Origin of the sequence: Streptomyces boetiae (genome assembly GCF_031845405.1) — a bacterium.
Classification (GTDB): domain Bacteria; phylum Actinomycetota; class Actinomycetes; order Streptomycetales; family Streptomycetaceae; genus Streptomyces; species Streptomyces boetiae.
The window spans coordinates 63,093-69,940 of the sequence record NZ_JAVREN010000030.1; the positions used below are offsets into that span (position 1 = coordinate 63,093).

Below are 6,848 nucleotides of genomic sequence, written 5' to 3' on the forward strand. Positions count from 1 at the left end.
CGAGGATGTGGACCATGAGCGGCGTTCTGATCCTGGCGGGCAGCCCGATCGGCGAACTGGCCGACGCCCCGCCCCGGCTGGCCGAGGAGCTGGCGGCGGCGGACATCGTGGCGGCCGAGGACACGCGGCGCCTGCGGCGGCTCGCGCAGGGGCTCGGGGTGCGGGTGCCGGGGCGCGTGGTCTCGTACTTCGAGGGCAACGAGGTCTCCCGCACGCCGGAGCTGGCGGACGAACTGGCGGGCGGGGCACGGGTGTTGCTGATCACCGACGCGGGCATGCCCTCGGTCTCCGACCCGGGGTACCGGCTGGTGGCCGCCGCGGTGGAGCGGGGGGTGCGGGTCACGGCGGTGCCGGGGCCCTCGGCCGTGCTGACCGCGCTGGCTCTCTCGGGACTGCCCGTGGACCGCTTCTGCTTCGAGGGGTTCCTGCCCCGGAAGGCGGGGGAGCGGGCCGCGCGGCTGCGGGAGGCCGCGGAGGAACGCCGCACGCTGGTGTACTTCGAGTCCCCGCACCGGGTGGCCGCCTCCCTGGCGGCGATGGCGGAGGCGTTCGGGCCCGCGCGGCGGGCGGCGGTGTGCCGCGAGCTGACCAAGACGTACGAGGAGGTCCGGCGCGGCCCGCTCTCCGAGCTGGCCGAGTGGGCCTCCGGCGGCGTCCGCGGCGAGATCACCCTCGTCGTGGCGGGGGCGCCCGCGCCCGCCCCCGCCGAGACCGACCCCGCGGCCCTGGCCCGCGCGGTCGCCGCCCGCGAGTCCGCGGGCACCCCCCGCAAGGAGGCCATCACGGAGATCGCCCGCGCCGTTGGCCTGCCCAAGCGCGTGGTGTACGCGGCGGTGGTGGCGGAGCGCGACGAGGGGTAACGGCCGGCCCGTCGCTCCGCGCGCCGTGCGGCCGGGCCGCGGCTACCGTGGAGGAATCCGGCATTTCGTCCGAGCGTCGGGGGTCAGCATGACATCGAGCACCGACCGGGCGGCGTACGCGTTCGCCTGCCTGCGCTGCGGCCACGGCTGGGAGCAGACCTACGCCGTCCGCCACGCGACGGACCCGCACGGCCGCCCCTTCCTCGTCTACTACCGCGACGGCCACCCGGTTCCGTCCCCCCTGACCAACCCCACCTGCCCCCTCTGCGGCGCCCACCGCGTCCGCGTCCTCCCCCCGGGCAAGGTCACGGCGACGACGGCTGCGCGCCGCTACCCACTGCCGTAGGCCGCCCCGCCGCCCCGCCGCCCCGCCGGGCGGCGCGCCCGGCGGGCTTCACAGGGCTGCGTGCGCGTTCTCGCCCGCCGGGCGAGCCGGCCGGCAGGGGCGGGGCCCAACGCCCGGGAGGCGGGCCCGATGGGCCGCGCGCCCGGGCACGGGCCGGGCCCGGGCCCCCGGGGGACGGCGGGCCGCGCCCGTGCGCGTTCTCGCCCGCCGGGGGCCGGCCGGCCCCCCAAGGCCGTGCGCCTCGTAGGGGCGGGCCGTCGTCCGGACAGGCCCGCTGGGTCCGCGCGGCCCGCGCGGGGGCGGGACCGACGCCCCGGCGTCGGCGTGGGTCCGGGGCGCGGCCGGGACCCGCGCCCGGGGGAGAGGCCCGCAGGGCCGTGCGCCTCGTAGGGGCGGGCCGTCGTCCGGACAGGCCCGCTGGGTCCGCGCGGCCCGCGCGGGGGCGGGACCGACGCCCCGGCGTCGGCGTGGGTCCGGGGCGCGGCCGGGACCCGCGCCCCGGGGAGAGGCCCGCAGGGCCGTGCGCCTCGTAGGGGCGGGCCGCCGTCCGGACAGGCCCGCTGGGTCCGCGTGCCCCGCGCAGGGGCGAGTCGGCCCGCAGGGGCCCGCGTGCGCCGCGCAGGCGCGTGCTTCCGCGGGCACGGGGCCGGGTCGGCGGGCCCGCAGGGCCGCGCGCCCCGCGGAGGGGGGTCCCGTCCGGCAGAACCCGCAGGGTTCGCCGGACCGTAGGATCGGGGCATGCCCAAGTCAGCCAAGGCCAAGGCGCAGGAGAGCGTGCCGCCGCCGTTGCCCGAGCCGTTGGCCGTGTCCGTCGCCGATTCGCACACGCATCTCGACATGCAGGGCGGGTCCGTCGAGGAGGCCCTGGAGAAGGCCGCCGCCGTGGGCGTGACCCGGGTCGTGCAGATCGGCTGCGACGTGGAGCGGGCCCGGTGGGCGGTGAAGACGGCGGCCGAGCACGAGAGCGTGTGGGCCGCCGTGGCGCTGCACCCCAACGAGGCCCCGCGGATCGAGCGCGAGGACGGCGGCCCGGCCGCCCTGGACGCCGCGCTGGAGGAGATCGCCCGGCTGGCCGAGGACCCCCGGGTGCGGGCCCTGGGCGAGACCGGCCTGGACTACTTCCGCACCGGCGAGGAGGGCGTCGCCGCCCAGCAGCGGTCGTTCCGGCGGCACATCGCGCTCGCCAAGGAGCTGGACAAGGCCCTGGTCATCCACGACCGCGACGCCCACGAGGACGTGCTGCGCATCCTCCGCGAGGAGGGCGCCCCGCGCCGCACCGTCTTCCACTGCTACTCGGGCGACGCCGCGATGGCCCGGGAGTGCGCCGAGCAGGGGTACTTCATGTCGTTCGCGGGCAACGTCACCTTCGCCTCCGCCCGGCCGCTGCGCGACGCCCTGGCCGCCGCCCCGCCCGAGCTGCTGCTCGTGGAGACCGACGCGCCCTTCCTGACCCCCGCGCCCTTCCGGGGCCGCCCCAACGCCCCCTACCTGATCCCCGTCACGCTGCGCGCGATGGCCGCCGTCAAGGGCATGGACGAGGACGAGCTGGCCCGGCACATCGCCGCCAACACGGCGCGGGCCTTCGCATGACGGGCGGCCCGGCCCCGGAGGCCGAGACGACGGCCCAGGCGGAGGGCGCCGCCCTGGCCGCCCCCGAGGACGCGCTCCTCGGCCCCGCCGACGTCCGCTCCCTGGCCGCTGCCCTGGGCCTGCGCCCCACCAAGCAGCGCGGCCAGAACTTCGTCATCGACGCCAACACCGTCCGCCGCATCGTCCGCGCCGCCGGAGTCGGCCCGGACGACACCGTGCTCGAAGTCGGCCCCGGGCTCGGCTCGTTGACCCTCGCGCTGCTCGCCGCCGCCGGGCACGTCACCGCCGTGGAGATCGACGACACCCTCGCCGCCGCCCTGCCCGCCACCGTCGCCGCCCGCCTGCCCGAGCGCTCCGGCCGTTTCTCCCTCGTGCACGCCGACGCCCTCCGCGTCACCGAGCTGCCGGGACCGCCCCCAGACGCCCTGGTCGCCAACCTGCCCTACAACGTCGCCGTCCCCGTGCTGCTGCACCTGCTGGCCGCCTTCCCCGGCATCCGGCGCGGCCTGGTGATGGTCCAGTCCGAGGTCGCGGACCGCCTCGCCGCCCCGCCCGGATCCAAGGTCTACGGCGTGCCCTCCGTCAAGGCCGCCTGGTACGCCGAGGCCCGCCGCGCCGGGGCCATCGGCCGCACGGTGTTCTGGCCCGCCCCGAACGTCGACTCCGGCCTGGTCGCCCTCACCCGCCGCGAGCCGCCGACGACCACCGCCACCCGTGAGGAGGTCTTCGCCGTGGTGGACGCCGCGTTCGCGCAGCGCCGTAAGACGCTGCGCTCGGCGCTGGCCTCCTGGGCGGGCGGCCCCGCCGCCGCCGAGGCCGCCTGCGCCGCCGCGGGCGTCTCCCCGCAGGCCCGCGGCGAGGCCCTGTCCGTCCACGACTTCGCCCGCCTCGCGGAACACCGCTGCGCGGCCGGGGAACGCCCCGGCTAGCCCGCCGGGCAACGCCGCGCCCGACCGCGGTCCACGCCGCACCACTCGGCACCTCCGACGCGAATCCGACCGTCCCCCGGACACGCCCGCCTCGTCTGCGGGTCCGAACGAATCGTTCGGATCCGTAGCCCGACCCGCAGAAACGACCGATGCCCTCCGTCACCGTCCGCGCCCCCGCCAAGGTCAACGTCCGGCTCGCCGTCGGCCCGCTCCGCCCCGACGGCTACCACGACCTGGTCAACGTCTTCCTCGCCGTCGCCCTCCAGGACCGCGTCACCGCCACCCCCGCCGGGGCCCTGCGCGTCACCTGCGCCGGCCCCGGCGCCGGCCAGGTCCCGCTGGACGCCGGGAACCTCGCCGCCCGTGCCGCCGCCGCGCTCGCCGCCCGGCTCGGCCGCGCCCCGGACGTTCACCTGCACATCGACAAGGACATCCCCGTGGCCGGCGGCATGGCCGGGGGCAGCGCCGACGCCGCCGCCGCGCTCCTGGCCTGCGACGCCCTGTGGGGCGCCGGCACCCCCCGCGAGACGCTGCACGAGCTGGCCGCCGGCCTCGGCTCGGACGTACCCTTCGCCCTCGCCGGGGGCGCCGCCCTCGGGCGCGGCCGGGGCGAGCTGCTGACCCCGCTGCCCGTCGAGGGGACGTTCCACTGGGTCTTCGCGCTCGCCGAGGGCGGCCTGTCCACCCCGGCCGTCTACCGGGAGTGCGACCGCCTGCGCGCCGAGGACCCGGCCGGGGCGGACGTTCCCCCGCCGCAGGGCGACCCCGCGCTGGAGGCCGCCCTCGCCGCCGGCGACCCGCACGCCCTGGCCGCCCGGCTGGTCAACGACCTCCAGCCCGCCGCCCTGTCCCTGCGGCCCGCGCTGGCCGACACCCTCCGGGCGGGGGCCGACGCGGGGGCGCTGGCCGGGCTGGTCTCCGGCTCGGGGCCCACCTGCGCGTTCCTGGCCGCCGACGCCGACGGGGCCGCCGCGCTCGCCAAGTCCCTGAACGACAGCGGCACCTGCCGCCAGGCCCGCGCCACCACCGCCCCCGCACCCGGGGCCACTACGATCGACTTCCATGCCTGAGCCCAGGAGCGCCGCGCGCAACCTCGTCAGCCTGGAGTCCGTCCGCAAGGTCCACGGCACCCGGACCATCCTGGACGGCGTCTCCCTCGGCGTCGGCGAGGGGGACCGCATCGGGGTCGTCGGCCGCAACGGCGACGGCAAGACCACCCTCGTGCGCATCCTCGCGGGCGAGGAGCCGCCCGACGACGGCCGCGTCACGCACGCCGGCGGCCTGCGCCCCGGCGTCCTCACCCAGCACGACTCGCTCGACCCGGCCGCCACCATCCGGCAGGAGGTCATCGGCGACCTCGCCGACCACGAGTGGGCCGGCGAGGCCCGCGTCCGCTCCGTCCTCACCGGCCTCTTCGGCGGCCTGGACCTGCCCGGCTTCCCCGACGGGCTCGACACCGTCATCGGCCCGCTCTCCGGCGGCGAGCGCCGCCGCATCGCCCTGGCCCGCCTGCTGATCGCCGAGCAGGACCTCATCGTCCTGGACGAGCCCACCAACCACCTCGACGTGGAGGGCATCGCCTGGCTCGCCGGCCACCTGCGGGAACGCCGCTCCGCCCTCGTCGTCGTCACCCACGACCGGTGGTTCCTCGACCAGGTCTGCACGCGGATGTGGGACGTCCACGCCGGGGCCGTCCACGCCTACGACGGCGGGTACAGCGACTACGTCTTCGCCCGCGCCGAGCGCACCCGCATCGCCGCCGCCGAGGAGGCCAAGCGGCAGAACCTCGTCCGCAAGGAGCTGGCCTGGCTGCGCCGGGGCGCCCCGGCCCGCACCAGCAAGCCGCGCTTCCGCGTGGAGGCCGCCAACGCCCTGATCGCGGACGTTCCCCCGCCGCGCGACGCCGCCGAGCTGACCCGTTTCGCCGGGGCCCGCCTCGGCAAGACCGTCTACGACCTGGAGGACGTCACCGTCGCCGCCGGGGGCCGCCCGCTGATCACGCGCCTGACCTGGCAGTTGGGCCCCGGCGACCGGATCGGCCTGCTCGGCGTCAACGGCGCGGGCAAGACCAGCCTGCTGCGCGCCCTGGCCGCCGGCCGTGCCGAGTCCGGCCGGATCACGGTCGGCAAGACCGTGCGCCTGGCCTACCTCTCCCAGGACGTGGCCGAGCTGGACCCGGCGCTGCGCGTGCTGGAGGCCGTCGAGGGGGTCCGCTCCCGCGTGGACCTGGGCAGGGGCCGGGAGCTGACCGCCTCGCAGCTCTGCGAGCGGTTCGGCTTCGGGCGCGAACGCCAGTGGACCCCGGTCGGGGACCTCTCCGGCGGCGAGCGGCGCCGCCTCCAGCTACTGCGGCTGCTGATGGACGAGCCCAACGTCCTCTTCCTGGACGAGCCGACCAACGACCTCGACATCGAGACCCTGACCCAGATGGAGGACCTGCTCGACGGCTGGCCCGGCTCGCTGATCGTCGTCAGCCACGACCGCTACTTCGTGGAACGCACCACCGACCGCGTCTACGCGCTGCTGGGCGACGGGCGGCTGCGGATGCTGCCGCGCGGGATCGACGAGTACCTCCAGCGCCGGGCCGAGGCCCTGGCCGCGCGGTCCGCGCCGGAGGCGCCCCAGTCGGCCGGGGCCGGGCACGCCCCCGCGCCCGCCGCCAGGCCCGCGCAGCTCTCCCGCACGGCGCAGAAGGAGATCCAGCGCATCGAGCGGCGGCTGGACCGGATCGGGGAGCAGGAGGCCGCCCTGCACGAGGAGATGGCCGCCGTCGCCACCGACTTCCAGCGCGTGGCGGGGCTGGATGCGCAACTGCGCGAACTCACCGAGGAGCGCGACGCGTTGGAGACCCGCTGGCTGGAGCTGGCGGACGGCGGCTGATCCCCGCAGGTCCCCGCAGGTCTGGGCGCGGAACCGGGGGGAGGCCGGGGGCATCGGATGGTAGAAAAGAGCGTTGCGCCGGTCGGCCGCGCACCGCACCGCCGCGCCGGCCGACCGCCTGACCGGCCAGGGGGAACCTTGTCTCAGCCGCCGACCTCACCGCCGGCCTCGTCGCCGACCGACCCGGACACGCCGCCCGGCGCGCTCCCGGTCGTCCCGGGCGGGAAGCCGGGTGAGCCCGGC

At 77.9% G+C, this 6,848-nt stretch carries 6 protein-coding genes; all 6 read left to right on the forward strand.

Annotated elements, in window-relative coordinates; translation table 11 throughout:
* Positions 1-14: 14 nt before the first annotated feature.
* The 6 genes from rsmI to RM780_RS19365 all read left to right on the forward strand — a co-directional run bounded on the left by rsmI (position 15) and on the right by RM780_RS19365 (position 6,605).
* On the forward strand, positions 15-860 hold the full coding sequence (rsmI, locus tag RM780_RS19340; protein WP_311632051.1) for a 16S rRNA (cytidine(1402)-2'-O)-methyltransferase: 846 nt from the start codon (positions 15-17) through the stop codon (positions 858-860).
* Between the two features lie 88 nt (positions 861-948).
* Positions 949-1,206, forward strand: coding sequence for a hypothetical protein (locus RM780_RS19345; RefSeq protein WP_311632052.1), 258 nt, complete (start codon positions 949-951; stop codon positions 1,204-1,206).
* Between the two features lie 738 nt (positions 1,207-1,944).
* Entirely contained in the window at positions 1,945-2,796 is an 852-nt protein-coding gene (locus RM780_RS19350) for a TatD family hydrolase (protein ID WP_311632053.1), read from the forward strand.
* Complete coding sequence (gene rsmA, locus RM780_RS19355; protein ID WP_394813019.1) at positions 2,793-3,725, forward strand: 16S rRNA (adenine(1518)-N(6)/adenine(1519)-N(6))-dimethyltransferase RsmA; 933 nt, start codon at positions 2,793-2,795, stop codon at positions 3,723-3,725. Before RM780_RS19350 ends, rsmA begins: the two co-directional genes overlap by 4 nt.
* Positions 3,726-3,874: 149 nt before the next feature.
* Positions 3,875-4,795, forward strand: a complete 921-nt coding sequence (locus RM780_RS19360; RefSeq protein ID WP_311632054.1) for a 4-(cytidine 5'-diphospho)-2-C-methyl-D-erythritol kinase — start codon at positions 3,875-3,877, stop codon at positions 4,793-4,795.
* On the forward strand, positions 4,788-6,605 hold the full coding sequence (locus RM780_RS19365; protein ID WP_311632055.1) for an ABC-F family ATP-binding cassette domain-containing protein: 1,818 nt from the start codon (positions 4,788-4,790) through the stop codon (positions 6,603-6,605). Before RM780_RS19360 ends, RM780_RS19365 begins: the two co-directional genes overlap by 8 nt.
* The last annotated feature ends 243 nt before the right edge of the window (positions 6,606-6,848 follow it).

Bases quoted from the DNA above. Each gene is read 5' to 3' on its own strand.
- RM780_RS19360 (WP_311632054.1), top strand. From the start codon at position 3,875: ATGCCCTCCGTCACCGTCCGCGCCCCCGCCAAGGTCAACGTCCGGCTC.
- RM780_RS19345 (WP_311632052.1), top strand. From the start codon at position 949: ATGACATCGAGCACCGACCGGGCGGCGTACGCGTTCGCCTGCCTGCGC.
- rsmI (WP_311632051.1), top strand. From the start codon at position 15: ATGAGCGGCGTTCTGATCCTGGCGGGCAGCCCGATCGGCGAACTGGCC.
- rsmA (WP_394813019.1), top strand. From the start codon at position 2,793: ATGACGGGCGGCCCGGCCCCGGAGGCCGAGACGACGGCCCAGGCGGAG.
- RM780_RS19365 (WP_311632055.1), top strand. From the start codon at position 4,788: ATGCCTGAGCCCAGGAGCGCCGCGCGCAACCTCGTCAGCCTGGAGTCC.
- RM780_RS19350 (WP_311632053.1), top strand. From the start codon at position 1,945: ATGCCCAAGTCAGCCAAGGCCAAGGCGCAGGAGAGCGTGCCGCCGCCG.